22 protein-coding genes are annotated in these 20,412 nt (G+C 63.4%); 6 read left to right on the top strand and 16 right to left on the bottom strand.

Annotation, left to right across the window (positions count from 1 at the left end; translation table 11 throughout):
* Both BI344_RS00005 and BI344_RS00010 read right to left on the bottom strand, forming a co-directional pair.
* The coding region (locus BI344_RS00005; protein WP_139166832.1) for an SDR family NAD(P)-dependent oxidoreductase at nucleotides 1-282 on the bottom strand (282 nt) is incomplete at its 3' end.
* A gap of 2 nt (nucleotides 283-284) precedes the next feature.
* A complete protein-coding gene (locus BI344_RS00010) occupies nucleotides 285-1,169 on the bottom strand; it encodes a prephenate dehydrogenase (protein WP_071110941.1) in 885 nt (294 codons plus the stop codon).
* A gap of 94 nt (nucleotides 1,170-1,263) precedes the next feature.
* On the opposite strand from BI344_RS00010, the gene BI344_RS00015 reads away from it, so the two are divergent.
* Nucleotides 1,264-1,524: a DUF4936 family protein gene (locus BI344_RS00015; RefSeq protein WP_071110942.1), complete on the top strand. Its 261-nt coding sequence runs from the start codon at nucleotides 1,264-1,266 to the stop codon at nucleotides 1,522-1,524.
* A gap of 171 nt (nucleotides 1,525-1,695) precedes the next feature.
* Here BI344_RS00015 and BI344_RS00020 read toward each other — a convergent pair whose 3' ends face one another.
* The 11 genes from BI344_RS00020 to BI344_RS00070 all read right to left on the bottom strand — a co-directional run bounded on the left by BI344_RS00020 (nucleotide 1,696) and on the right by BI344_RS00070 (nucleotide 11,714).
* Complete coding sequence (locus BI344_RS00020) at nucleotides 1,696-2,877, bottom strand: dicarboxylate/amino acid:cation symporter (protein ID WP_071110943.1); 1,182 nt, start codon at nucleotides 2,875-2,877, stop codon at nucleotides 1,696-1,698.
* A gap of 167 nt (nucleotides 2,878-3,044) precedes the next feature.
* On the bottom strand, nucleotides 3,045-3,857 hold the full coding sequence (gene pabC, locus BI344_RS00025; protein WP_071110944.1) for an aminodeoxychorismate lyase: 813 nt from the start codon (nucleotides 3,855-3,857) through the stop codon (nucleotides 3,045-3,047).
* Complete coding sequence (locus BI344_RS00030) at nucleotides 3,857-5,149, bottom strand: aminodeoxychorismate synthase component I (RefSeq protein ID WP_071110945.1); 1,293 nt, start codon at nucleotides 5,147-5,149, stop codon at nucleotides 3,857-3,859. The genes pabC and BI344_RS00030 overlap by 1 nt, the downstream gene beginning before the upstream one ends.
* Nucleotides 5,150-5,287: 138 nt before the next feature.
* Nucleotides 5,288-6,529, bottom strand: coding sequence for a beta-ketoacyl-ACP synthase II (gene fabF, locus BI344_RS00035; protein WP_071110946.1), 1,242 nt, complete (start codon nucleotides 6,527-6,529; stop codon nucleotides 5,288-5,290).
* Nucleotides 6,530-6,694: 165 nt separating this feature from the next.
* Nucleotides 6,695-6,934 (bottom strand): acyl carrier protein, encoded by a 240-nt coding sequence (gene acpP, locus BI344_RS00040; protein WP_071110947.1) that lies wholly within the window; start codon nucleotides 6,932-6,934, stop codon nucleotides 6,695-6,697.
* Nucleotides 6,935-7,042: 108 nt separating this feature from the next.
* Nucleotides 7,043-7,780: a 3-oxoacyl-ACP reductase FabG gene (fabG, locus tag BI344_RS00045; RefSeq protein ID WP_071110948.1), complete on the bottom strand. Its 738-nt coding sequence runs from the start codon at nucleotides 7,778-7,780 to the stop codon at nucleotides 7,043-7,045.
* Nucleotides 7,781-7,865: 85 nt separating this feature from the next.
* Nucleotides 7,866-8,795: an ACP S-malonyltransferase gene (fabD, locus tag BI344_RS00050; protein WP_071110949.1), complete on the bottom strand. Its 930-nt coding sequence runs from the start codon at nucleotides 8,793-8,795 to the stop codon at nucleotides 7,866-7,868.
* 125 nt (nucleotides 8,796-8,920) lie between these two features.
* Nucleotides 8,921-9,880 (bottom strand): beta-ketoacyl-ACP synthase III, encoded by a 960-nt coding sequence (locus BI344_RS00055; RefSeq protein ID WP_071110950.1) that lies wholly within the window; start codon nucleotides 9,878-9,880, stop codon nucleotides 8,921-8,923.
* A 5-nt stretch (nucleotides 9,881-9,885) separates the two neighbouring features.
* A complete protein-coding gene (plsX, locus tag BI344_RS00060) occupies nucleotides 9,886-10,923 on the bottom strand; it encodes a phosphate acyltransferase PlsX (RefSeq protein WP_071110951.1) in 1,038 nt (345 codons plus the stop codon).
* A 60-nt stretch (nucleotides 10,924-10,983) separates the two neighbouring features.
* On the bottom strand, nucleotides 10,984-11,163 hold the full coding sequence (gene rpmF, locus BI344_RS00065) for a 50S ribosomal protein L32 (RefSeq protein WP_011136965.1): 180 nt from the start codon (nucleotides 11,161-11,163) through the stop codon (nucleotides 10,984-10,986).
* A 47-nt stretch (nucleotides 11,164-11,210) separates the two neighbouring features.
* Complete coding sequence (locus BI344_RS00070) at nucleotides 11,211-11,714, bottom strand: YceD family protein (protein ID WP_071110952.1); 504 nt, start codon at nucleotides 11,712-11,714, stop codon at nucleotides 11,211-11,213.
* Nucleotides 11,715-11,819: 105 nt separating this feature from the next.
* On the opposite strand from BI344_RS00070, the gene BI344_RS00075 reads away from it, so the two are divergent.
* The 3 genes from BI344_RS00075 to pncB are packed head-to-tail and all read left to right on the top strand — an operon-like array spanning nucleotide 11,820 to nucleotide 14,323.
* Nucleotides 11,820-12,401, top strand: a complete 582-nt coding sequence (locus BI344_RS00075) for a Maf family protein (RefSeq protein ID WP_071110953.1) — start codon at nucleotides 11,820-11,822, stop codon at nucleotides 12,399-12,401.
* Entirely contained in the window at nucleotides 12,398-13,102 is a 705-nt protein-coding gene (locus BI344_RS00080; protein ID WP_071110954.1) for an SAM-dependent methyltransferase, read from the top strand. The genes BI344_RS00075 and BI344_RS00080 overlap by 4 nt, the downstream gene beginning before the upstream one ends.
* A 12-nt stretch (nucleotides 13,103-13,114) precedes the next feature.
* The gene (pncB, locus tag BI344_RS00085) at nucleotides 13,115-14,323 is read left to right on the top strand and encodes a nicotinate phosphoribosyltransferase (protein WP_071110955.1); all 1,209 of its coding nucleotides are present in this window, start codon (nucleotides 13,115-13,117) and stop codon (nucleotides 14,321-14,323) included.
* A gap of 4 nt (nucleotides 14,324-14,327) precedes the next feature.
* On the opposite strand, the gene BI344_RS00090 is transcribed toward pncB, so the two are convergent.
* Nucleotides 14,328-15,182, bottom strand: coding sequence for a Rossmann-like and DUF2520 domain-containing protein (locus tag BI344_RS00090; RefSeq protein ID WP_071110956.1), 855 nt, complete (start codon nucleotides 15,180-15,182; stop codon nucleotides 14,328-14,330).
* A gap of 684 nt (nucleotides 15,183-15,866) precedes the next feature.
* Between BI344_RS00090 and BI344_RS00095 the strand changes: the two genes are divergently transcribed.
* Nucleotides 15,867-16,973, top strand: coding sequence for a porin (locus BI344_RS00095; RefSeq protein WP_071110957.1), 1,107 nt, complete (start codon nucleotides 15,867-15,869; stop codon nucleotides 16,971-16,973).
* A gap of 83 nt (nucleotides 16,974-17,056) precedes the next feature.
* Nucleotides 17,057-17,620 (top strand): hypothetical protein, encoded by a 564-nt coding sequence (locus BI344_RS00100; RefSeq protein WP_071110958.1) that lies wholly within the window; start codon nucleotides 17,057-17,059, stop codon nucleotides 17,618-17,620.
* A 69-nt stretch (nucleotides 17,621-17,689) separates the two neighbouring features.
* Here the strand turns inward: BI344_RS00100 and BI344_RS00105 are convergent, their stop codons facing one another.
* The gene (locus BI344_RS00105; protein ID WP_071110959.1) at nucleotides 17,690-18,340 is read right to left on the bottom strand and encodes a TetR/AcrR family transcriptional regulator; all 651 of its coding nucleotides are present in this window, start codon (nucleotides 18,338-18,340) and stop codon (nucleotides 17,690-17,692) included.
* 420 nt (nucleotides 18,341-18,760) lie between these two features.
* A complete protein-coding gene (locus tag BI344_RS00110; RefSeq protein ID WP_071110960.1) occupies nucleotides 18,761-20,344 on the bottom strand; it encodes an ABC transporter substrate-binding protein in 1,584 nt (527 codons plus the stop codon).
* Nucleotides 20,345-20,412 lie beyond the last annotated feature (68 nt).

The following is a 20,412-nucleotide window of genomic DNA, read 5'->3' on the forward strand; positions in this document are numbered from 1 at the left end:
CCGGCACATCGGCGCGGTGACGCCGGCATTGTTGATCAGCGCGTCCAGATGGCCGAAGCGGCACAGCACATCTTCGAACAGCCTCACGATGGCAGCCTCCTGCGAGACGTCTGCGCGGAACAGCTCCACCGCCTCGCCCAGTTCGCCCTTCAACGCTGCGGCGCTGGTCTCGTCGCTGCGGTAGTTGACCGCCACCCGCCAGCCCTTCCGCACCAGTTGCCGCACCGTCGCCGCGCCGATGCCGCGCGAGCCCCCCGTCACCAGCGCCACCTTGCCGTCCATGCTCATCCCTTGCGTAGAAATTGCTGATGCCAGCGGCTGCGCACGCCGCGCGCCTCGCTGAACAACCGATTGAGTCCAGTGGCGTCGCCCCGCTCCAGCATGCCGCTCAAGCGCTCCAGCCCGGCGCGGTAGTCGGCCAGCTCAGCCAGCAGCGCCTCGCGGTTGGCCAGGCTGATATCGGTCCACATTTCCGGATGGCTGCCGGCGATGCGGGTAAAGTCGCGGAAACCGGTGGCGGCGAAGTCGAAACAGCGCTCGGCATTGTCCTTGGCCGCCACCCGGTCGACATAAGCGAAGGCGAGCAGATGGGGCAGATGGCTGACGCTGGCGAACACCGCGTCGTGCTCGGCGGCGCTCATGCTGTGGATCTCGGCGCCGCAGGCCTGCCACCAGCCGGCCACCATGGCGGCGGACTCCGGCAGCGTTTCGTCCAGCGGCGTCAGCACCACCCGGCGGTTTTCGTACAGGCCGTACTGGGCGGCCACCGCGCCGGACATGTCGGAACCGGCGATGGGATGCGCCGGCACGCAGTAGGCCAGATGATTCGGCAAATGCTCGCGATACAGCGCCGCCACATCGCTCTTGGTGCTGCCGCCGTCGGTGACGATGGCCCCAGCGCGCAGGCCCGGCGCCAACGCCGCCATCAGCGCGCCCATCTGCCCCACCGGCGACGCCAGCAGCACCAGATCGGCCCGCCCCGCCACTTCGGCGATGTCCTGGCTGATCTCGTCCACCACCCCCAGCGCCAGCGCCCGCTCCAGGTTGGCCAGGGTGCGGCCCACGCCTATCACCCGCCGCACCCGGCCGGCCCGCCTCAAGGCCAGCGCGAACGACCCGCCGATCAGGCCGACGCCCGCCACCACCAGGGTGTCTATCTGCTGCTGCACTGCGCTCCCCCTATGCTCGCCGCCACCAGGGCGGCATGAAGGTCTATCATAAGCGATTTTGCCGCCATGGCCAGCCCATGGCCGGGAGACGCCGATGAAGCCCACGCTGTATTGCTATTTCAAGGCCGGGACCGATCATCCCGCGCAACTGGCGCGACTGCGCGCGCTGCAGGAGGAAATGGCCGCCGCCGGCTGGCCGGGGCAGCTCTTGCGCCGCTGCGACGACGCGGACACCTGGATGGAGGTCTACCCGGAAATATCCGACCGCGCCGCTTTCCTGGAGGTCTGGCAGGCCGCCCGCCTGAGACACGGCCTGGACATGGACTGCCATCGGGAATGGTTTCAGCCGCTGTAGCCGCCACGGACGAGAAAAAGGCCGGGCGCCTGGCCCAGCCTGTCAAAGAAACACGATACGAGAGAAACCGAAACCTTCCGCCCGGAGGCGGCAAGCGAAAACGGCTAGGCAATCAATATACTCAAGGCTCGCGCCCTTACCAAATCACTTGTTCTGCTTAGCAAATCACCGTCAACCGCGCTGCGCCGCCGCCTCTGCGGCCGACTCCGCCGCGCCTCCGACCAGCTTCTCCACCCACAGCGCGATCACGCCGTCGCCGGCCACGTTGCAGGCGGTGCCGAAACTGTCCTGCGCCAGGTACAGCGCGATCATCAACGCCAGGCTGGCCTCGGGAAAGCCCAGCATGCTGGACAGGATGCCCAGCGCCGCCATCACGCCGCCGCCCGGCGCGCCCGGCGCCGCCACCATGGTGACGCCCAACAGCAGGATGAAGGGCAGCATCACCTCCCAGCCCGGCACCTCCAGGCCGCCGGTCATCAGCATCACCGCGGTGGCGCAGCTGACCAGGGTGATGGTGGAGCCGCACAAGTGGATGGTGGCGCACAGCGGCATCACGAAATTCGCCACCGGCGGCGCCACCTTCATATTGCCGGCCGAACGCAGCGCCACCGGGATGGTGGCCGCCGAGGACATGGTGCCCAGCGCGGTGAAATAGGCCGGCAACATGGCGCGCAGCAGCGAAAGCGGATTGCGGCCGAGCAACAGGCCGCTGGCGCCGTACAGCAGCGTCAGCCACAGGCCATGCAGCGCAACCGCCAGCAGCAACACCACGCCGAAGGTCTTCAACGTGTCCAGCGCGCTGCCGGCGGCCGCCATCTCGGCGAACACGCAGGCGATATAGGCCGGCAAAAAGGGCACCAACACCCGCGCCAGCACCCGCTCGACAATCTCCTTGCCCTGCTCCGCCACCTCACGCAGCCGCTGCGCGCCGGTGGCGGCGATGCCCAGGCCGAAGACGAAGGCCAGCATCAGCGCCGTCATCACATCGAACAGCGGCTTGATCTCCAGCTTGAACAACGGAGCGGTCTGCGCCGCCACAGCCGGAACCGCGGCGGCCTCGCCCACCCATTGCGGCAGCACTGCCGACGCCGCGGCAAAAGCCAGCATGCCGGACAGCACGGTGGAAGCGTAGGCCAGGCCGACAGTCCAGCCCAGCATCCGCCCCGAGCCGCGGTCCAACGCGGCGATGCCGCTCATGATGTAGAACACGATGATAAGCGGGATCATGAATCCGATGAATTGGCCGAACAGGCCCTTGAACGTCAACAGCAACGACAGCAGCGGAACCGGCGCGAACAGCCCCAGCGCGATGCCCAGCGCCATGCCGGCCAGCAACTTCAGAATCAACCTCACAGGCAACCTCTTGTCAGCTTATCCAGCCTGCCGTCCTCCCATGCGGCGATGCGCAAGGCAAAACCGTCCCCGCCGGCCATGGCTGCCGGCAGGTATCGGGAGAAAACGGGAAGCCTGCCGAAACGGCAAGCGGAACCTCGCGCCGGCAGTCCCTCCGGCGCAAGGCATCAGGCTTGTTGTAATAAGGCTTGCCGCAGCGTCTGCAGCAAAGGGGAAGGCGTCCAGACGCGGTCGCCTAGGCGGGCCACCGGCCAGAGGCCCATCAGGCTATTGGAGAGAAACACCGCGTCAGCGTCAATCAAGTCGGCGGCAGAAAGTCGCGATTCGATAAATTCAAGTCCGAATTGAGAAACATTTTCTGTCAACCAATCCCTCACTGCGCCGTTCACCCCGCATCTGTCCAGCCTGGGCGTCAGCACCTGCCGATCGCGCAGCAGATAGACATTGCTCATGGTGCCTTCCGCCAGCCAGCCATCCTGGTCCAGCAGCAGGCCCTCCTGGATCGCCGGATCGTCCCACTCCGAGCGCGCCAGCACGCTTTCCAGCCGGTTGAGGTGCTTGATGCCGGCCAAGCGCGGCTGCAGGGATAGCTTCAGTTCGCACCAGCGGACATGGACGCCATCGCGACCCTGCTCTTCCGGATAGCCCTGCCACGGCGCGGCCGCGACGATGCGGGTTGGCGCGCCGGCCGCCGCCATCGCATAGCCGCGCGCCCCCGCGCCGCGGGTCAGCGTGATCTTGCCCACCGCCAGCGCATGCCCGCGCCCCAATGCCGCCAGCTCGTCCAGCAGCAGTTGCTCATCCGGCAGTTGCAGGCTCAGCCGCGCCGCGTCGTCGGCCAGCCGCGCATACTGCCAGCGCCACAGCCGGGGCCTGCCATCGCGCAGCTGCATGGTGCGGAACACGCCGTCGCCGTAGCTCAGGCCGCGGTCCCGCGCCGACACCACTTCCGCCGGCAAGCCGTTGACCAGCATCGCCATCAGGCCTGCTCGACGCCCAGCGCGCGCAGCAGGCCGCGCGCCTTGTGGCGGGTTTCCATCAGCTCGCGCTCGGGGTCGGAGTCGGCGACGATGCCACCGCCGGCGCGGAAGCGCAGCTGGCTGCCCTGCTGCATGAAGGTGCGGATCAGGATATTCATGTCCATTGTGCCGTCGCGGTTGAGGTAGCCCAGGCTGCCGGTATAGGCGCGACGCGCGCTGTTTTCCAGCTCGCGGATGATCTGCATGGTACGCACCTTGGGACAGCCGGTGATGGTGCCGCCGGGGAACAGCGCGCGCAGCACGTCCGCCGGGGCGATGTCATCGCGCAATTTGCCGCGCACATTGGATTCGATATGGTGGACATAGGCGTAGCTGGCGACCGCCATCAATTCGTTGACCTCCACCGTGCTGGGTTGGCAAATGCGGCCCAGGTCGTTGCGTTCCAGGTCTATCAGCATCACATGCTCGGCTCGTTCCTTGATGCTGGAAATCAGCCGCTGCTTCAGCGCGGCGTCCTCGGCGGCATCTTGTGAGCGAGGATGGGTGCCGGCGATGGGCCGGGTTTCCGCCCAGCCGTCGCGCACCCGCACCAGCCGCTCCGGCGAGGAGCTGACGATCTGTGCATCGCCGAAGTCGGCCAGCGCCGAGAACGGCGCCGGATTGGCGCGGCGCAGCGCGGCGAACAGGTCGGGCGCGGCGATGCCGTCGGCCAGGGTGGCGCGCCAGCCGCGCGAGATGTTCACCTGGAACACGTCGCCCTCGTAGATGTACCGCTTCAGCCGCACCACCGCATCGGTATACCACTCGGGCGGGTCTTCCTCCAGCGCCGCCAGCTCCACGGCTGCCGGCTCGAAACCGGCTTGGCAGCCTACCAGTTGCTCCAGCCGGTGCCAGTCTTCGGCGGTCTCGCCTACCAGCCAGGCCTCGCTATTGGCGCGGTCCACCAGCACCGCGGCCGGCGTGCGCGCCCACACCGCCAGCGGAAAGCTGTCCGGCAAGGCCGTCGGCACCCGCGGTTCGAATTCCGACAACAGATCGTACGCCATGTAGACGAACCAGCCGCCGACAAAAGGCAGCTGGTGCGGATTGGACACCGGCTGCGGCCGGAATCCCCGCACTTCGCGCAGGAAATCCCGGCCTTGGTCCGCCGCGAACACGCGGCGCTCGCTCTGCATCAGCAGCAAATCCCAACCGCTGTCGCCGGACGACTGCATCAGGTAGGGAAAGTTGGCTCGATCGGCCGCATGCAGCGCCAACAGATCGGGAATGAATTCGAGTTTCTGGGTGTACATCTGAAGTCCTGGGCCGGAACGGCCCGGCGCTGATTCGAAATACGCGTCCCCGCCCGGCACCGCGGCGGGTGACAAAAAAAAGAAAAACCGCTGCGAGTGTAACGCAGCGGTTCGGACTGTCAATCGGCGAATGCGGTATCAGACTCGCTTGAATACCAGCGTGCCGTTGGTACCGCCAAAACCGAAGGAGTTGGAGATGCCGATGTCGATCTTCATGTCGCGCGCCGTATTGGCCACGTAATCCAGATCGCAACCGGCCTCCACATCCTGATCGACCAGGTTGATGGTCGGCGGCGACACCTGATTGTGCACCGACAGAATGGTGTAGATCGCCTCCACGCCGCCGGCGCCGCCCAACAGGTGGCCGGTCATCGACTTGGTGGAATTGACCGCCAGCTTCTTGGCGTGGTCGCCAAACGCGATTTTCAGCGCGCTGGTTTCGTTGGCGTCGCCCAGCGGGGTCGAGGTGCCATGCGCGTTGACATACTGCACCTGGTCCGGATTGATGCCGGCGTCGCGCAAGGCGTTGGCCACGCCGCGCGCCGGCCCCTCCGAGCTGGGCGCGGTGATATGATGGGCGTCCGAGCTCATGCCGAAGCCGATCAGCTCCGCATAGATCCTGGCGCCGCGTTTCACCGCGTGCTCGTAGTCCTCCAGCACCAGCACGCCGGCGCCCTCGCCCATCACGAAACCGTCGCGACCCTTGTCCCAGGGACGCGAAGCTGCGGCGGGGTCGTCATTGCGGGTCGACATCGCCTTCATCGCGGCAAAGCCGCCAATGCCCAGGCGCGAGATCGCGCCTTCGGAACCACCGGCCACCATCACGTCGGCGTCGCCGTACTGGATCAGCCGCGCCGCATCGCCGATGCAGTGCGCACCGGTGGTGCAGGCCGACACGATGCCGTAGGTCGGCCCCTGATAGCCCTTCAGGATCGATACCTGGCCGGCGATCAAATTGATCAGCGAACCGGGAATGAAGAACGGGCCGATCTTGCGCGGGCCGCCATCCATCAGCGCCACGCCGGTTTCCTCGATCAGCGGCAAGCCGCCGATGCCGGAACCGATGTTGACGCCGACGCGGGTCTTGTCCAGGCCCGGCACATCGTCCAGGCCCGCATCCGCCACCGCCTGCAGCGCCGCAGCAATGCCGTAGTGGATGAACAGGTCGTTCCGCCGCGCCTCTTTCGGCGAGATGTACTGGCTGATGTCGAAATCCTTGACCTCGCCGGCAATCTGGCATGCCATGTCGCTGGCGTCGAAACGGGTGATCTTGGCGATGCCGCTCTTGCCGGCCAACAGGTTGGCCCAACCGGTGGCGACATCATTGCCGACCGGGGACACATGGCCCAGGCCGGTTACTACTACTCTGCGTTTGGACACGAAGAATCTCCGTGAGAGATGGGAGGGCAGTCTCCCCATGAAACCTTGCCGCCCGTCCGAACCATATGATAATTCAAACGCACGTTTGGAATCCTCTTAGCAAAAGAACCTCTGCAGGCGAGCCGAAGCAGCACCGGGCAGAGGTCCTGGTCCCTCAAAAGGGGATTATTTGTTCAGGTGAGCGCTGACGTAGTCTACAGCTTGCTGAACGGTAGTGATCTTCTCGGCCTCTTCATCCGGGATTTCGCACTCGAACTCTTCTTCCAGAGCCATGACCAGCTCAACGGTGTCGAGGGAGTCGGCGCCCAGATCGTCAACGAAGGAGGACTCAATCTTGACTTCAGCCTCGTTCACGCCCAGTTGTTCGGCAACGATCTTCTTAACGCGCGCTTCGATGTTTTCCATTGTATAAACCCTTGACCTTTCTGATTCGGGATCGCAAAACCCCGGTATTCTACAAAAAAAAATTAGAGCAGCCTACCTAAATCTTGCTCCGGCGCTAGCCGGGCAGGATTACGGCATCAGCATGCCCCCATTGACATGCAAGGTTTGGCCCGTGATATAGGCCGCACGAGCCGATGCCAGGAACACAACGGCATCGGCGATATCCTTGGCGTCGCCCAGGCGGCCCAGAGCGATCTGGCCCACCAGCGCTTCGCGTTGCGCTTCCGGCAGCGCGCGGGTCATGTCGGTATCGATGAAACCCGGCGCCACGCAATTGACGGTGATATTGCGGCTGCCGACCTCGCGCGCCATCGACTTGGTGAAGCCGATGATGCCCGCCTTGGCGGCCGCGTAGTTGGCCTGGCCGGCGTTGCCCATCACCCCAACCACCGAGGCGATGTTGATGATGCGGCCGAAACGCGCCTTCATCATGCCACGCAGCACGGCCTTGGAGGCCCTGAACACCGACTTCAGGTTGGTGTCCATGATTGCGTCCCAGTCATCGTCCTTCATCCGCATCAACAAACCGTCGCGGGTGATGCCGGCATTATTGACCAGCACGGCGATGCCGCCGAACTCCTTTTCCACCGATTCGATCAGCGCTTCCACCGCGCCCGGTTCGGTCACGTTCAGCACTCGGCCGGCGCCGCCGCCGGTGGACAAACGCTCGTGGATGGCCGCCGCGCCCGATTCGGACGTCGCGGTGCCGATCACGATGGCGCCCTCGGCGAGCAGCGCATCGGCGATAGCCGCGCCAATGCCGCGCGAAGCGCCGGTCACCAGCGCCACTTTGCCTTGCAGACTCATCAATGTGTCTCCCTGTTGTTGACGCCCGCCATCGCTCCGGCAGGCCGCCGCAGGCCGGCCTCGCGGCCTGCCCGGTTTAATCCTGCTACGCCAGTTGCTCGCGCGCGGCTTCCAGCGCGGCGCGGTCGGTCAGCGCCAGGCACTTGACGTTGCCGTCTATGCGCTTGGCCAGACCCGCCAGCACCTTGCCCGGACCGCATTCGGCCATCAGCGTGACGCCATCGGCCGCCAGCTGCTGAATGGTCTCGGTCCAGCGCACCGGCATATACAGCTGGCGCGTCAGCGCATCGCGGATCTGCGCGGCGTCGCCATAGCTGGCCACATCCGCATTGTGCAAAACCGGTATCGCCGGCGCATTCAGGTGCACGTCCTTCAGCGCCTCGCCCAGACGCTCGGCCGCCGGACGCATCAGCGCGCAGTGGGACGGCACCGAAACCGGCAACGGCAAGGCGCGCTTGGCGCCGCGCGCCTTGCACAACGCCATCGCGCGCTCGACGGCGGCCTTGTGACCGGCGATCACCACCTGGCCTGGCGAATTGAAATTCACCGCCTCAGCCACTTCGCCCTGCGCCGCCTCCGCGCACGCGGCGCGGATGTCTTCGTCGGCCAGGCCGAGTATCGCGGCCATCGCGCCGACGCCGGCCGGCACCGCAGCCTGCATCGCCTCGGCGCGCAGACGCACCAGTTTGACCGCCTCGGCGAAAGGCAGCGCGCCGGCGGCCACCAGGGCGGTGTACTCGCCCAGGCTATGGCCGGCGACCAGCGCCGGCTGCTTGCCGTTCAACTCCTGCCACGCCAGATAGGCGGCATAGCCGGCTGCCAGCATGATGGGCTGGGTATTGACGGTGGCGTTGATCGCATCGGCGCTGTCGGCCTGGAGCATCGCCCACAGATCCAGCGACAAGGTGTCGGACGCCTCTTCAAACGTGTGCTGTACCACGGGCAGGTCGGCGAAGCCGTCCATCATTTTCAGGCTTTGCGAGCCCTGACCCGGAAAAAGAAAAGCAAAAGCCATAGTCGACTCCAGAGAATTCGACGCAAAGAATGACGCAAAGCAATGGCTGTTGCCAAGCACGCCGATCAATAAACCCCGTCATTATCGGCGATCAGGCGGCAAAACCACCATTTATGCGTCACTTTTTAAAAAGTCAGCAGCACCGCACCCCAGGCGAAACCGCCGCCTATGCCTTCCAGCAGCACGGTCTGGCCGCGCCGGATCCGCCCATCCCGCACCGCGACATCGAGCGCCAACGGCACCGAGGCGGCCGAGGTATTGCCCTGCGTCGGCAGGGTCACCACCACCCGCTCCATGCTCAGCCCCAGATGCTTGGCCGTGGATTCTATGATGCGCAGATTGGCCTGATGCGGCACCAGCCAGTCCACCGCCGCCTTGTCGACGCCGGCCTCCTTCAAAGTGGAAACGGCGATCTCGGACAGCGACTTGACAGCGAACTTGAATACCGCCGGACCGTCCATGTGCAGATAGGGCATGCCCTGGATCTTGCCGCCGGAAATCTGCGCCGGCGTGTTGAGCAGGCCCTGGTAGCGGCCATCGGCCGCCAGCTTGGCGTGCAAAATGCCCGGCTCGTCGGACGCGCCCAGCACTACCGCGCCGGCGCCGTCGCCAAACAGCACGCAGGTGCGCCGATCGTCCCAATCCAGCACCCGCGACATGATCTCGGCGCCGATCACCAGGGCCTTCTTCGCCATGCCACTCTTGATATAGGCGTTGGCGGTAGAAAGCGCGTAGATGAAGCCGGCGCACACCGCTTGCACATCGAAAGCGGGAATGCCGGGCAGACCCAGCTTCTCCTGCAAGATGCAGGCGGTGCTGGGGAAAATCATGTCGGGAGTGGTGGTGGCCACGATGATCAGGTCGATCTCGTGCTTGTCTATGCCAGCGCTTTCAATGGCAGCTTGCGCCGCCTTGAACGCGAGGTCGCTGGTCTTGTGCTGATCGTCGGCAATATGGCGCGCGCGGATACCAGTGCGAGAAACAATCCACTCGTCGCTGGTATCCACACGTTCGGCCAATTGCGCATTGGTAAGCACCCGAGCTGGCAGAAAACTGCCGGTGCCGAGAATGCGGGAATAGCCCATGGTTGTCAGTTCGCTTCTGCCTCGGATTGCTTGAGATTGTTTAATTGGTTTGCAACCCGTTCGGCGATGTGACCAATTACGTCGGAGCCGGCCTCCTCGCATGCCTGCGCCAACGCGTAACGAAATCCTGTGACATCGGCGCCGCCATGGCTTTTCACCACGATGCCGCGCAGGCCCAGCAAGCTGGCCCCATTGTAGCGGCGCGGATCGATGCGCTTCTTGAAGAGTCCCAATACCGGCAGCGCGGCCAGCGCGCACAGGCGCGTCCACCAACTGCGGCCGAACTCTTCCTTCAGGAATACGGCGAACATGTGCGCCAGCCCCTCAGCTGTCTTGAGCGCCACGTTGCCGGTGAAACCGTCGCAGACTACCACATCCACTGTGCCCTTGCAGATGTCGTCGCCTTCCACATTGCCGTAGAAATTCAGCTCCGACTGGCGCAGCAGTTCGGCAGTCTTCTTGATGTTGTCGTTACCCTTGATGTCCTCGCTGCCGATATTCAGCAGCCCGACGCTGGGGTTGGTCCGCCCTTGCAGGCAGGCCACCAGCTCGGAACCCATGATTCCGAACTGCAACAGTTGTTCTGGGGTGCAATCGACGTTGGCTCCCAGGTCCAGCACGCAGGAAGTGCCCTTCACATTGGGCAGCAGCTTGGCGATGGCCGGGCGGTCGATGCCTGGAATGGTCTTGAGGACGAAACGCGCGGTCGCCATCAGCGCGCCGGTGTTGCCGGCGGATACGGCGGCCTGAGCCTTGCCTTCCTTGACCAGGTTGATTGCCACCCGCATCGACGAATCTTTTTTATTCTTGAGGGCGAGCTGAGGCGCCTCGTCCATGCCCACCACCTGGGTGGCATGCTGGATGAGGATGCGCTCACGCACGGCACCGTCGTGCAGGGCCAGTTCCGCCTCTAGGGCTGGCTGGTCGCCTACGAGAATCAGATGGATGTCGGGGTGGTCTTGCAGGAATTGGATCGATGCCGGGACGGTAACCTTGAGGCCAACGTCACCGCCCATAGCATCAACCGCGACGGTGATAGTCATCAACGATTGCGGTATAAAGTGCCCACCAAACTAAGGAAAGGAAGTAAAAACGGCGGGCGATTACTCGCCTTTGGTCTTCACAACCTTGCGGCCACGGTAAAAGCCGTTCGGGCTGATGTGGTGGCGCAGGTGAGCCTCGCCGGTGCTGGCTTCAACTGCCAGTGCCGGAGCGGTCAGAAAATCGTGGGCACGATGCATACCGCGCTTGGACGGGGACTTTTTGTTCTGTTGAACAGCCATGGTCGACTCCTAAGAAATTCAAGTAGATTCTAATGCGAATCCGGGTTTTACTCGGACTTGGGTCCCTTAAGCGCCGCCAGCACCGCAAACGGGTTGGGCTTGTCAGCCTTGGCGAGCGAGAGAGTATCCCTGCTACATTCGTCGTGTTTGGGCGAATGCGGCAAGCCCATTATGATTTCGTCTTCGATCAGCGCAATCGCGTTCAGTTCGGGCTCGGCGAGAATGGCGTCCAGCTCCTCGTCCAGCTCGCAGGCTTCGTCCAGCTTGTCCTGACTGGCAAACAGCGTGATCACCGAATCGGTGGCCAGGCTGAACGGCATGCCGTCCAGGCAGCGCTGACAGGTGACTTGCAGCTTGGCATCCAGCTGGATGCGCAGCGCAAAGCGCTGCAGCTCGTCACGAAAGCCGGTGAGCTGATACGACACCTCGCCGGAGGTGTCGGACAGGTCGCTGTGCACACGCTCGTCCAGTTCGCAAACCGGCACCTGGCCGGACTGCGAACGCCCTTCCCGGGCGAACTTGAGCGGGTCGATCAAAATCGGTTTAGACATAAACCCAGCATGTTACAATCCACTCCCCTGATTTGTCAAAAGAAACAAGGCAAGGACGGAGCGGCCGGATGGCGCGCCCGGCATTGCCGCAACCCGGCTCGAAACATGCAAATCGTACTGGCCTCCACTTCACGCTATCGCCAAGAGATCATCGCCCGCCTCGGCCTGCCTTTCAGCGCCGAGCCGCCCGTCTGCGACGAAACGCCGCTAACCGGCGAAACCGCGCTGGAAACCGCCGTGCGCCTGGCCCGCACCAAGGCGCAATCGCTGGCGGACAAGCACCCCGACGCCCTGATCATAGGCTCCGACCAGGTCGCCCTGCTGGACGGCCGCCAGATAGGCAAGCCCGGCAGCTATGAAAACGGCGTGGAAATGCTCAAGTGGATGAGCGGCCGCACCGTGGTCTTCCACTCCGCGCTGGCGTTGTACAACAGCCACAGCGGCAAGCTGCGGGAATGCGTGGGCATCACCAAGGTGACATTGCGCCAGTTGACCGAAGCGCAGATCCGCAATTATCTGACCCGCGAACCGGATGCGCTGTTTTGCGCCGGCAGCGCCAAGAGCGAAGGCCTGGGCGGCGCGCTGCTGGAAAAAGTGGAGTCCGACGACCCCAACGCGCTGATAGGGGTGCCGCTGTTCCAGCTGATCAGCATGCTGGCGGGCGAAGGCGTGGAGGTGTTGCGATGAGCGGCACCCTGTTCCTGATTCCCGCCCCGCTGGGCGACGAGAACGCGGCCTGGCTGCCGGAGGGCGAACGCGCCAAGGTGGTCCACATCACCCACTTCGTGGTGGAGGCTGAGAAAACCGCGCGCAAGCACCTGAAGGCGCTGGGGGTGGCCGCCCCCATCCGCGAACTGGCGATGGACACGCTGAACGAGCACACCAAGCCGGCCGAGGTGTCCGCGCTGCTCGCGCCGCTGAAGGCCGGCCACGATGTCGGCCTGATCTCCGAGGCCGGCTGCCCGGCGGTGGCCGACCCCGGCGCGCAACTTGTGGCGCTGGCCCACCAGCACGGCATCCGCGTCGAGCCGCTGATCGGACCCTCGTCCATCCTGCTTGCGCTGATGGCCAGCGGCGCCAACGGCCAATGCTTCGCCTTCCACGGCTACCTGCCGGTGGACGCGGCGGAGAAGGCCAAGGCGGTGAAGGAGCTGGAACTGCGTTCGCGCAAGAACAATGAAACCCAGCTGTTCATCGAAACGCCGTACCGCAACAACGCGCTGCTGCAGCAACTGCGCGAGACGCTGGCGCCGACCACCCGCCTTGCGGTAGCCTGCGACCTGACCCTGCCGACGCAGACCATAGTCAGCCACCCGGTGCGGGACTGGCCGCAAAATGCGCCCGACCTGCACAAGCGGCCGGCCATCTTCGTCATCCACGCCGCCTGATCGAGCCCAAGCATGCCGCACACCCCACCGCTGATCCACTCGCTGCTGGACACCGACCTGTACAAATTCACCATGCTGCAGGTGGTGCTGCACCAGTTTCCGGCCGCGCACGGCGAATACGAATTCAAGTGCCGCAACCACCCGGATACGCCGCTGACCCAGCTGAAACAACAACTGGAAGCGCAGCTGGATCATTTATGCCGGCTGCGCTTCAGCCAGGATGAACTCGACTACCTGCGCGGCCTGCGCTTCATCAAGAGCGATTTCGTCGATTACCTGGAACTGTTCCACCTGCAACGCCGCTTCATCGACGTGACCGAGGAAGGCGATCAGCTGGCAATACGGATCAAAGGGCCGATGGTGCAGGCGATGTTCTTCGAGATCTTCGTGCTGTCCATCGTCAACGAGCTGTATTTCCGCCCGCTGGACACCGTGGAGGTGCGATCGGAAGGCGTGCGGCGGCTGGAGGACAAGATCGCCACGCTGCAGCGCTTCCGCGCCGAAGAGGCCGCCGGCCAGCGCTTCCCGCTGCTGATCGCCGACTTCGGCACCCGCCGCCGCTTCAGCCGCGACTGGCAGGAGCATGTGGTGGAGAGGCTCAACGGCACGCTGCCGGAAATCTTCCGCGGCACCAGCAACGTGCACCTGGCGCGCAAGCTGGGCATCACGCCGATCGGCACCATGGCGCATGAATTCTTCCAGGCCTTCCAGGCGCTGGGCGTGAGGCTGCGCGACTTTCAGACCGCCGCGCTGGAATCGTGGGTGCAGGAATACCGCGGCGACCTGGGCATCGCCCTGACCGACGTGGTGGGCATGGACGCCTTCCTGGCGGATTTCGACCTCTACTTCGCCAAGCTGTTCGACGGCCTTCGCCACGACAGCGGCGATCCTTACGTCTGGGGCGAAAAAGCCATCGCCCACTACCGCAAGCTGCGCATCGACCCCGCCAGCAAGATGCTGACCTTCAGCGACGGCCTTTCAGTGGACCGCGCGCTACAATTGCACCGCCACTTCAGCCCGCACATCCAGGTGAGCTTCGGCATCGGCACCCACTTCACCAATGACATGGGGCTGGAGCCGCTGCAGATCGTCCTCAAGCTGGTCAGCTGCAACGGCCAGCCGGTGGCCAAGCTGTCCGACAGCCCGGGCAAGACCATGTGCAGCGACGAAACCTTCCTCGCCTACCTGCGCCAGGTGTTCCGGATCAGTTCGCCGCGATAGGCGTTCAGTACAGCAAGGCCATCAGCTGCCGGCGCGCCTCGTCCGGCAGCCGCTCCCCGGCCAGCGCCACCGTCTGCCGCCCCAGCGCCCGGTAGGCGGATGCCAGTTCCACATCCGCCAGCACCGACAGATGCCGCTCCACGGTGCCGACATCGCCGCGCAAAATCGGCCCGGTCAGCGCCGCGCGCGGCCCCAACTCCAGCGCATTGTCCAGCGTCTGCCGCATCAGCCCGCCCAGCAGCGGCGCCGCCAGTTCGGCGGGCACCCCGGCCTGCCGGGTCAGGCCTTGCGCCATCGCCGTCAGCGCCACCAGATAATTGGACGCCACCGACAGCGCGGCATGGTAGGCCGCCTTGCCGCCGGCGGCCAGGCGGAACGGCCGCCCGCCAAGCGCCAACACAAACGGCTCCAGCCGCAGACAGGCCGCCTCATCGCCCTCCAGCGCGCACAAGGTGCCGGCAAAGCCCGCCACCGCCCTGGCCGGATCGGCGAAGGAAAACGCCGGATGCAGGCTGGCGACATGCGCGCCCCGCTCGGCCAGCGGCTGCAGCAGCGATGCCTCGCCCACCCCGCTCGCATGGAAAACCACGCTGCCCGCCGGCACCACTCCGGCCGCCGCCAGCGCCCTGGCGCAGAATGCGACGGCGGCATCCGGCACCGCCAGCAGGTATAGATCGACCGGCGCCAACTGGCGCATCTCGCTCACCGGCCGCCCGGCGCCGATGAAGTCGCAAGCCAGCCGCAGCGGCTCCACCCGCCTGGCCATCACGTCCACCACCTCAAACTCTCCGGACTGGCGCGCCAGACGCGCCAGGGTGCTTCCCAGCCGCCCAGGGCCAATCACTGTCAGCGTCTGCATCCCTTGCATCCTTATATATACCTTCCTCGGTTCATGCTCCGCCCCACAACACCCGTCATCGACAGCAACCGCCCGGATTGTAGAACATCCCAGATTGCCACGCCTGACCCCCGTCAAACCGCGGCGCAAGCGCCAAGCGCCAATCCGTAGCCAAAATGCATCACCTGGCCACATGTATAAAACTAGCAAAAACAAAACCTGGAGAAATATTTTTGTTTAATACCAATAACTTGCACACACATTACACATGAAACAGCAATATAGTTTCAACACTCTTTCCATTTACATAGTTGACGCTTTCTTTTAACATGATCACAAGCGAATTCAAGTCGATGCAATCCGCGCCAACCTGGATTCACTTCAAGTCACGTTGATTTTTCAGCCCGCCCACACCGGCGGGCTATTTTTTTACTCGCAATCAGGCCAATCGGCCTGAGAATCAAGCCTGTATGGGCAATCTAGCCGAATGATGCTTTTTTGCAACACCATTAACAGCCTTGCAAATACACAGTAACTATCCTGACTATTCAACAAGTTACGAAATAAAAAATTGAACATTAGGCATGTTCAATAGCAACAGTCGTTGCTTGATCGCAACACTATCCGCCAGCCATAGTTGCATTTTCACAACCCAGCCAATAGCATTTGCTCACATTCCTAAAACCTAAAAAGGATGACTTGACCATGAAAAAAAGTCTGATTGCCCTGCTGGTAGCCACTCTGCCGGCTGCAGCTTTTGCTGACGTAACCATCTACGGCACCCTGAAGGCTGGCGTTGAAAACGTCGACAACGGTTCCGTAAAGAAAACCAATATCGACGATCTGGGTTCCCGCATCGGCTTCAAGGGCGCTGAAGATCTGGGCAGCGGCCTGAAGGCTATCTGGCAAGTTGAAACCGGCTTCGCCATTGACGGCAACAAAGACCAATACGGCGCTTCCAACAGTGGCACCTTCGCCAACCGCAACTCTTTCGTAGGTCTGCAGAGCAATCTGGGTACCCTGCGTCTGGGTAACATTTCCAACTACGGCGACAGCGACATGGGCACTGTTGACGTATGGCAATACAACAGCAACGCTCTGGGCCTGGGCGTCTTCACCCGCGACAACACCCGCCTGAAGAACTCGGTGCGCTACGACCTGCCGGCCGTGGTTCCGGGCTTGACCGCCGCTCTGCAATACGGCACCAAGGAAAACAAGGCCGGCACCATTGACCCGACCACCAAGCTGCCGAGCACTGATCGCGAAGTCTACAGCCTGGGTCTGGGCTACGAAAACAGTGGTTTCTTCGGCAAGTACAGCTTCCAACGCGAAGGCACTGCCGTTACCCAAGGCACGAACGTTACCCGCAACGACAAGCATCAACTGGAAGTTGGCTACAACGCCAACAACCTGTTCGTAGGCCTGGGTTACAAGCAATCCAAGGGCGACGCGTCCGTCACCGACCTGAGCGCACTGGCTACCTCCCAACAAACTGCCGCAGTTCAAGCTCTGGTTGGCAATGGCGTTTCGTTCAAGTCCACCGAATTCGCGCTGACCACCGCTTACACCCTGGGCGCCTTCACTCCGAAATTCACCTACGCTCAAGGCCAGAACCTCAAGGCTAACGGCGTGAAACTGGACAACACCGACTACAAGCAGTACGTTCTGGGTGTTGACTATGCGCTGTCCAAACGCACCACCGTTGGCGCGCAATACGGCGAGATCAAACTGGGCGACAACGCTGCGGCTCTGGTGAACAACAGCGAAGACAAGATCAAAGCCTTCGGCCTGAACATGGTTCACAGCTTCTAATTAACCGGTTCGACGCAAGAACCCGTGAACAGAAGAAAAGCCCGCTTCGGCGGGCTTTTTTACGTCCATAAAGCGCATTCCCCATGAAAACTCTTTATCTCCCCGCGCTGCTGCTGGTCCTGAACGGCCTGCCAGCCCGCGCCGATGAGGCTGCCGAGCCGGCCCCGGCCCGTATCCGCGTATTCATGCAAAACAGCGTCATCGTCGGGCTCTATCCCAACCGCTCCTGCTATCCCCCCAAGCTCCGCTCCGGCAATCTGGTGCGCGCCGGCGCCGGCAATCCGTTCCGCTCGCTGTTCGGCAGCGTGTCCAACAAGAGCATAGGCATGCCGGAAAGCCTGAATACCCGGCAACTATCTCAACGCAGCAGGCTGGGCTCGACCGCCTATTACCAGGAATTCCCGCTGATGCCCGGACAAGCGGTGACTTTCAGCGCCAGCCTCAATGCGGTCAACGGCCCGCATTGCGACACGCAGGCCGCCAGCTTCACCCCCCAGGCCGGCGCCGACTACGAAGCCATGCTCAACGTAGCGGACCGTTGCCGACTGAACCTCGTCCAGTTGCCTTCGGGCAGCGCCGTGGACGCGGAGCCGGCGGCCATCCCCGACTTGCAGCCGGCCCTCCCCTGCCAAGCGCCGCCGCGCTGAACCGGGACAAGCAAAAACCCCGTCGCCGGCGACGGGGTTGGTCTTAGCTGGCGCAAGGCCGGCGGCGGATCAGAACGGCAGCTGATAAACCGGATTGCGGCTGTCCGCGCCTTCCAGACGTATCCGCTCCAGCTCGCTGCGCAGCGCGTTCTGCAGCCATTGCTCGCGCATCTTGTCGCCATCCGGATGCTCGGACAGCGTGCGGTACAACGCCATGCCGTGCATGGTGGTCATCATGGTGAGCAGAGTGGCGAAAAAGCCGGTGGAAATGGCGTAGCGCGGAAATAGCGACGCCATCATCGCGACGAAGCGGTCGCGGAAATAGGTGCTGGCATTGCTGAGGAAGATTTCGCGCAGATCCGGCGTGGTGCGCGCCGCCATCAACAATTCCAGCAGCACGATATGCCGCGGCGTCATCACCAGCGCCTTCATCAGCGCGACGATGCGCTCTTCCTCCGGCATGCTGGCAGGCAACTGGCCGGCCAGCGCCAGACCGGAGTCGAAGATATCGTCCACCACCTTGCGGCCTACCGGCTGCATCAGCTCGTTTTTGGTGGCGAAATGCCGGAACAGCGCGCCCTGCGACACGCCGGCGCGATTGCAGATCAACTGCACGCTGGTGCCATGGTAGCCGCACTCCATCAGGCATTCGATCGCCGCTTCCACCAGTTTGCCTATGGTGGACTCCCTGCGGCTTTGCTGTGTTCGTCTGGTCTGCATCTATTGTTTTATCATTTATCGTCCCAAGCCCGGCCAGATGATACGTGAAACAACGTATGCAAGCGAGGGTGGGCACATTCTAAGAACAAGCAAGACACGCCAACAACCAGGCGCTCCTCTCTCCCCTGCAGCCACATCGAAACCGGCCACTACAGCAATACTACCAAAACCTGCCGGGGAATATGCAACTTGCTTCGCCAGTCCACACTGGCCCAAACAACAGGTGCCAAGCCTACGGGATCAAGCTCTGGCCTGAGCTTGCGCGGACTGCCGCGCCAGCCTGCATCATGCGGCGGCGGAACGCATTGTCCGCCGCCGCCGCCGCGCCAGCCTTGTGGCGGCGCAAACATTTCGACAAAAGATAGAATCCACTCTATTTCATTAATTACTGATGGACTCCGTCCATCAGCCTCTCGCACGCTATTTCAGGCCGACCGCGGCAAAACTGACCCGGCCATAAGGGTTTACCGCATAGCCGCTGACTTCCTTGCGCGCCAAGCCAAAGGCGGTGGGATGCGCCAGCGGCAGCCACAGCGCCTGGTCGTGGATGATCTTCTGCGCCGCCTGGTACAGCTTGGCGCGCGCCTTGAAATCGCTGGCCTTCTTGCCGTCGGCTATCAGCTTGTCCAGCTTCGCATCGCAATAGCGCGCGAAGTTGGTGCCCGACTGCACCGCCGAGCAGGAAAACTGGGGAGTAAGGAAATTATCCGGATCGCCGTTGTCACCGGCCCAGCCCATGAACAGCATCTCATGCTCGCCGGCCTTGCCGCGCTTGATCAGCTCGCCCCACTCCAGCACCTTGATCTGCAGCCGGATGCCCACCTTGGCCAGATCGGCCTGCAGCAGCTCCGCCCCGGCCTTGGGGTTGGGATTCAGCGTGCTGCCGCCAGGACGCACCCAGATACTGGTGTCGAAGCCGTTGGGGTAGCCCGCCTGGGCCAGCAGCTTCCTGGCCTGCGCCGGGTCGTAAGGATAAGGCCGGATGGTCTTGTCGTAGCTCCAGGTATTGGGCGGATAGACCAGATTGGCGGCGACGGCGGTATTGCCAAACACCGCTTTCAGATAGCTGCCCTTGTCGAACGCCAGGTTGATCGCCTGGCGCACCAGCGGATTGCTCAAAGGCTTCTTCTGGCTGTTGAACGCGACAAATGCCGTCATGAAGGCCGGCGTCTGCAGCACCCGCAGCCTGCCTTCGCCCTGCGCCGCCAACACATCTTGCGGCTTGGGCGACAGCGCGATCTGGCATTCGCCGGCGCGCAGCTTCTGCAGCCGGACCGAAGAGTCCGGCGTAATCGCGTAGATCAGCGCCGACACCTTGGGCTTGGCGCCGAAATAGGCTGGATTGGGCAGATAGCGCACCTGCGCGTCCTTGGCGAAGCTCTTGAAGATGAACGGGCCGGTGCCGATGGGCTTGCTGTTGAGATCGGCCGTCTTGCCGGCGGCCAGCAACTGGCTGGCGTACTCGGCGGAATAGATGGAAGCGAAGCCCATGGTCAGGCTGGACAGGAAGGTGGCTTCCGGATAATTGAGTTCGAAGCGCACCGTTTGCCCGTCCAGCTTGCGCACCGCCTTGATCAGCTTGGGAAACTGCATCGCCTGCGCGTGCGGGTAGCCGGTGGGCGCGGTCTTGTACCAGGGATTGTCAGGATTCAGCATGCGGTCGAAAGTGAACACCACATCGTCGGCGTTCAGCTTGCGGCTGGGCTTGAAGTATTCCGTGGCGTGAAAGCCGACATCGGAGCGCAAATGGAAGGTGTAGCTCAGACCATCCGCGCCCGCCTCCCAACTGCGCGCCAGGCTGGCCTGCAGCTTGCCTGCGGCGGCATCGTATTCCACCAGCCGGTCCATCAATACGTCGGCCGACGCGTTGGTGGTGACCAGCGAGTTGTACTGCACCACGTCGAAGCCTTCCGGATTGGCGTCGGTGCAGACGGTAAGCGGTTTGGCGGCCGCGGCCAAGGCCGGCAGCCACGCCGCGAACAATAGGGCGTTGATGGTTTTCATGACTTTCTCCTTGCGGCCACCGTCAATGCCGGCAGCATGAATCGCACTAGAGTAAGTCAATATGGTGC

The sequence above is a fragment of the Chromobacterium sphagni genome (assembly GCF_001855555.1).
Classification (GTDB): Bacteria; Pseudomonadota; Gammaproteobacteria; order Burkholderiales; family Chromobacteriaceae; genus Chromobacterium; species Chromobacterium sphagni.

What these genes read in the sequence shown, in the direction of transcription:
- BI344_RS00015 (WP_071110942.1), top strand. Translation starts at nt 1,264, where the DNA reads ATGAAGCCCACGCTGTATTGCTATTTCAAGGCCGGGACCGATCATCCC.
- pabC (WP_071110944.1), bottom strand. Translation starts at nt 3,857, where the DNA reads ATGGCGATGCTGGTCAACGGCTTGCCGGCGGAAGTGGTGTCGGCGCGG.
- BI344_RS00030 (WP_071110945.1), bottom strand. Translation starts at nt 5,149, where the DNA reads ATGTACACCCAGAAACTCGAATTCATTCCCGATCTGTTGGCGCTGCAT.
- acpP (WP_071110947.1), bottom strand. Translation starts at nt 6,934, where the DNA reads ATGGAAAACATCGAAGCGCGCGTTAAGAAGATCGTTGCCGAACAACTG.
- fabG (WP_071110948.1), bottom strand. Translation starts at nt 7,780, where the DNA reads ATGAGTCTGCAAGGCAAAGTGGCGCTGGTGACCGGCGCTTCGCGCGGC.
- fabD (WP_071110949.1), bottom strand. Translation starts at nt 8,795, where the DNA reads ATGGCTTTTGCTTTTCTTTTTCCGGGTCAGGGCTCGCAAAGCCTGAAA.
- BI344_RS00055 (WP_071110950.1), bottom strand. Translation starts at nt 9,880, where the DNA reads ATGGGCTATTCCCGCATTCTCGGCACCGGCAGTTTTCTGCCAGCTCGG.
- plsX (WP_071110951.1), bottom strand. Translation starts at nt 10,923, where the DNA reads ATGACTATCACCGTCGCGGTTGATGCTATGGGCGGTGACGTTGGCCTC.
- rpmF (WP_011136965.1), bottom strand. Translation starts at nt 11,163, where the DNA reads ATGGCTGTTCAACAGAACAAAAAGTCCCCGTCCAAGCGCGGTATGCAT.
- BI344_RS00070 (WP_071110952.1), bottom strand. Translation starts at nt 11,714, where the DNA reads ATGTCTAAACCGATTTTGATCGACCCGCTCAAGTTCGCCCGGGAAGGG.
- BI344_RS00075 (WP_071110953.1), top strand. Translation starts at nt 11,820, where the DNA reads ATGCAAATCGTACTGGCCTCCACTTCACGCTATCGCCAAGAGATCATC.
- BI344_RS00080 (WP_071110954.1), top strand. Translation starts at nt 12,398, where the DNA reads ATGAGCGGCACCCTGTTCCTGATTCCCGCCCCGCTGGGCGACGAGAAC.
- pncB (WP_071110955.1), top strand. Translation starts at nt 13,115, where the DNA reads ATGCCGCACACCCCACCGCTGATCCACTCGCTGCTGGACACCGACCTG.
- BI344_RS00090 (WP_071110956.1), bottom strand. Translation starts at nt 15,182, where the DNA reads ATGCAGACGCTGACAGTGATTGGCCCTGGGCGGCTGGGAAGCACCCTG.
- BI344_RS00095 (WP_071110957.1), top strand. Translation starts at nt 15,867, where the DNA reads ATGAAAAAAAGTCTGATTGCCCTGCTGGTAGCCACTCTGCCGGCTGCA.
- BI344_RS00100 (WP_071110958.1), top strand. Translation starts at nt 17,057, where the DNA reads ATGAAAACTCTTTATCTCCCCGCGCTGCTGCTGGTCCTGAACGGCCTG.
- BI344_RS00105 (WP_071110959.1), bottom strand. Translation starts at nt 18,340, where the DNA reads ATGCAGACCAGACGAACACAGCAAAGCCGCAGGGAGTCCACCATAGGC.
- BI344_RS00110 (WP_071110960.1), bottom strand. Translation starts at nt 20,344, where the DNA reads ATGAAAACCATCAACGCCCTATTGTTCGCGGCGTGGCTGCCGGCCTTG.